Source organism: Streptomyces sp. FH025 (assembly GCF_017427025.1).
Taxonomy (GTDB): Bacteria; Actinomycetota; Actinomycetes; order Streptomycetales; family Streptomycetaceae; genus Kitasatospora.
Genome location: NZ_JAFLNG010000874.1, coordinates 1 through 2757, shown reverse-complemented (window position 1 = coordinate 2757; position 2757 = coordinate 1). Strand labels below are relative to the sequence as shown.

The window sequence follows — 2757 nt, the reverse complement described above, 5'->3', positions numbered from 1 at the left end:
CGACGGCCCAGTAGCCGGAGGAGTCGAGCGCGGCCGGGTCCGAGGTGACGTCGCGCAGTCCGGTGGCCAGGCGGCCGCCGAAGCGGGCGAGCGGGGTGCGGGGGTCGGGGTGGCCGGACACGGTTCTCCTGCGCGGTGGTGCGGAAGGTGGCAGTGCCTGAAGTGTAGGTCGGGGGGCGCGGCCCGGGCCGGGCCCGCTCCCGCGCACGAGCAGCCGCGCGCGTCGTACGGGTGTGCGCCGGGTGACCTGCGGATGATCGTCCGGGAGCGCCGCAGGTGGTGGCCGACGAGCGGCCGGACGGACTGACGGGACGGCACTCGGCGGACATCCCCTCGGCACGCTGCGGGAACGGATTTTTAGCTGGCCCGGGAATCCGCTAGAGTTCAACACGTCGCCGGGGAGCGCAGCCGAAGAAAAGCGGTGAAGATCCCGGGAGACAGGCGGACGTGGCTCAGTTGGTAGAGCATCACCTTGCCAAGGTGAGGGTCGCGAGTTCGAATCTCGTCGTCCGCTCGATGGAGAACAGTGTAAGATCGTTCTTCATGTGTTGCCTGGTGGAGTGGCCGAGAGGCGAGGCAACGGCCTGCAAAGCCGTGTACACGGGTTCAAATCCCGTCTCCACCTCCAAGAGGTTCTCCCGGTTCTTCCGGGAGCCCTCCCCGCGCGATTAGCTCAGCGGGAGAGCACTACCTTGACACGGTAGGGGTCACTGGTTCAATCCCAGTATCGCGCACGTCGGATCCTCCGGGGTCCGCTGCAGGACCGCCTCATCAGGCGCGATTAGCTCAGCGGGAGAGCACTACCTTGACACGGTAGGGGTCACTGGTTCAATCCCAGTATCGCGCACAGTAACGAGCCCTTCGAGGCTCGCTGCACAACCGCCACACCAGGCGCGATTAGCTCAGCGGGAGAGCACTACCTTGACACGGTAGGGGTCACTGGTTCAATCCCAGTATCGCGCACAGTAACGAGCCCCTCGGGGCTCGCTGCACAACCGCCACACCAGGCGCGATTAGCTCAGCGGGAGAGCACTACCTTGACACGGTAGGGGTCACTGGTTCAATCCCAGTATCGCGCACAGTAACGGCCGAGGCCGCGATCCGTGAGGGTCGCGGCCTCGGCCGTTTCGTCGTTCCCGTGGGTTCGGGACGGTTCGGGACGGTTCGGCGGCTCGGGGAAAGAGGCTCGGAGAAGGAGAAGAGCCGCGTACGGCCGCCCTCACCGACGTCCGCACGCGGCGTCTCCGCCTGCCGGGGTGCTCTGCGCACCGCTCTCGCCCGTCCGCGTGTCATCGCGGTCGCGGCCTCCCCGGCGGCACCGTTCCCCGTCCCCAGGGGACCGGTGCCCGTCCTTGGTGTTGCGGCTCCCTCAGCCGCCGATCAGATCGGCCAGGGCTTCGACCTGGCTCGCCATCTGCTCCCACCCGCCGAACAGCATCACCAGGAGCACGGCGCACGGCAGGGCCATGGCCAGCGCGACGGCGGGGTGCCGGGTGGGCCGCTCGGTGGGCTGGGACTGGGTGAAGGCCGGCCGACGGCGGCTGGTGGCTCCCGTCTGGTGCGATGCCATGGCCTTGCTCCTGAATCCGGTCGAGTTGGCGCGGTGGACGGCGTACCTCGGGGGACGAGCTCCCCGTCCACCGCTGGATACAACGCTATTGGTCAGGGCACCGTCCGGGCGTCATGCCGTCGTACTGTTCCTCAGGCATCCCGGAGGATGACGCTCAGACTCAAGGCGTACTACCGGAGAGGGAGGCACGCCTGACCGAGCCCCCGGGGGAATCCTGAGGGGCAACCCCGAGAAACGATTCGGCACCTCTGTGACCTGCTGCTCAGAGCAAGATCGGACAATCGCACGGTGGCTTGAGGTGTTGCGTATCAGCACACCGCAGCGGGCAGTCCGTAAGCTGTGCCAGACAGGAACTGACGATGCCCCAACGGACGGGGCCTCACCCACAGGCTGACGGGGAACGAAACATGGCGATGATGCGGCTGAGGCGTGAGGACCCCCGCATCGTCGGGCCGTACCGCCTGCACCGGCGACTCGGGGCCGGCGGCATGGGCGTGGTCTACCTCGGCTCCGACCGCCGGGGGCAGCGCGTCGCCCTCAAGCTGATCCGCGCCGAACTCGCCGAGGACCAGGAGTTCCGCACCCGCTTCGCGCGCGAGATCGCCGCCGCCTCCCGGATCCGGGGCGGCTGCACCGCCCGCGTGGTCGGCTCGGACATCGAGGCCGACCGCCCCTGGCTCGCCACCGCGTACGTGCCCGGGCCCTCGCTCTACAAGCGGGTCGGCGACGAAGGGCCGCTCAGCTGGCCCGAGGCCGCCCGGATCGGGGCGGCGCTGGCCGACGGGCTGGTCAAGGTGCACGAGGCCGGGGTCGTCCACCGGGACCTCAAGCCCTCCAACATCCTGCTCTCGCCGCGCGGCCCGCGGATCATCGACTTCGGCATCGCGTGGTCGCGCGGCGCCAGCACCCTCACCCACGTCGGCACGGCGGTCGGCTCCCCCGGCTTCCTCGCGCCCGAGCAGGTGCGCGGCGCCGCCGTCACCCCGGCCACCGACGTCTTCGCCTTCGGCGCCACCCTCGCCTACGCGCTCACCGGGGACACCCCCTTCGGGTCCGGGGCGTCCTCCGAGGTGATGCTCTACCGGGTCGTCCACGAGGAGCCCGACCTCTCGGCCGTCCCGCCGCAGCTCGCGCCGCTCATCCGGGCCTGCCTGGCCAAGGAGCCCGCCGAGCGGCCGGGCGCGGCC

Annotated in this window: 2 protein-coding genes and 6 tRNA genes; 7 read left to right on the top strand and 1 reads right to left on the bottom strand. The window is 69.9% G+C overall.

Translation table 11 applies throughout. The features are described 5' to 3' along the window. The first annotated feature begins 441 nt into the window (after window positions 1-441). From J0670_RS35065 to J0670_RS35040, 6 genes are all read left to right on the top strand, one after another. A tRNA-Gly gene (locus tag J0670_RS35065) sits at window positions 442-514 on the top strand. Between the two features lie 40 nt (window positions 515-554). After that, window positions 555-628, top strand: a tRNA-Cys gene (locus J0670_RS35060). A 34-nt stretch (window positions 629-662) separates the two neighbouring features. Beyond that, window positions 663-734 (top strand) — tRNA-Val (locus tag J0670_RS35055). Between the two features lie 41 nt (window positions 735-775). Then, window positions 776-847: transfer RNA gene (locus tag J0670_RS35050), tRNA-Val, on the top strand. Window positions 848-891: 44 nt separating this feature from the next. Further along, window positions 892-963 (top strand) — tRNA-Val (locus J0670_RS35045). 44 nt (window positions 964-1007) lie between these two features. After that, a tRNA-Val gene (locus J0670_RS35040) sits at window positions 1008-1079 on the top strand. Between the two features lie 290 nt (window positions 1080-1369). Here J0670_RS35040 and J0670_RS35035 read toward each other — a convergent pair. Then, entirely contained in the window at window positions 1370-1570 is a 201-nt protein-coding gene (locus J0670_RS35035; protein WP_207816552.1) for a hypothetical protein, read from the bottom strand. Between the two features lie 407 nt (window positions 1571-1977). Between J0670_RS35035 and J0670_RS35030 the strand changes: the two genes are divergently transcribed. After that, a partial coding sequence (locus J0670_RS35030; RefSeq protein ID WP_207816551.1) for a serine/threonine-protein kinase occupies window positions 1978-2757 on the top strand: 780 nt, incomplete at its 3' end.